This window comes from Actinacidiphila sp. bgisy144, from assembly GCF_057708105.1.
This window is the reverse complement of sequence record NZ_JBYIRM010000112.1, coordinates 1-685: the sequence shown is the minus strand read 5'-3', so window position 1 is coordinate 685 and position 685 is coordinate 1. Positions and strand designations below refer to the sequence as shown.

At 75.6% G+C, this 685-nt stretch carries 1 protein-coding gene; it reads right to left on the bottom strand.

Annotated features, from left to right (window positions below):
• Window positions 1–685, bottom strand: a 685-nt coding sequence (locus AC3EVP_RS36940; protein WP_435138187.1) for a ketoacyl-synthetase C-terminal extension domain-containing protein, incomplete at both ends; no start/stop codon positions are given.

Genomic DNA, 685 nt, shown 5'->3' with positions numbered 1-685 from the left:
GGTTTTGCTGCGGGCCTCGGCGGTGCCCCTGACCACGCCCGCGTCGGGGGTTCCGGCGGCGAGCGCGTCGAGGGCGGTGAGCAGTTCGGCGCGGTCGCCGCCGACGAGCAGGGCGCGCTGGGTGAGGGCGGAGCGCGTGGTGGCGAGGGAGAACGCCACGTCGGCGGGCGGAAGTTCGCCGTGCTCGGCGAGGTGGTCGCGCAGGCGCGCCGCCTGGGCGCGCAGACCCTCGGGGGTGGCCGCGGAGACCGGCCAGGGCAGGTGGCCGGCGCCGGCCAGGACAGGCGTGGTGCCGGGTTCGGCCGGCGCGGCGGACGCGGCGGTCTCGGAAGCGGGGGCCTCGGAGGCGGGGGCCTCGGAAGCGGGAGCCTGCTCCAGGACGACGTGCGCGTTGGTGCCGCTGATCCCGAAGGAGGACACGGCGGCCCGGCGCGGCTCGCCCGTCTCGGGCCAGTCGGTGCGTTCGGTGAGCAGCCGTACGGTGCCAGCAGACCAGTCGATGTGCGGGGACGGCTCGTCCGCGTGCAGGGTGCGCGGCAGCACACCGGCCCGCAGCGCCATCACCATCTTGATCACACCGCCCACCCCCGCGGCGGCCTGAGCGTGCCCGATGTTCGACTTCAACGACCCCAGCCACAAAGGCCGTTGGACGTCACGGCCCTGGCCGTAGGTGGCTTGCAGGGCT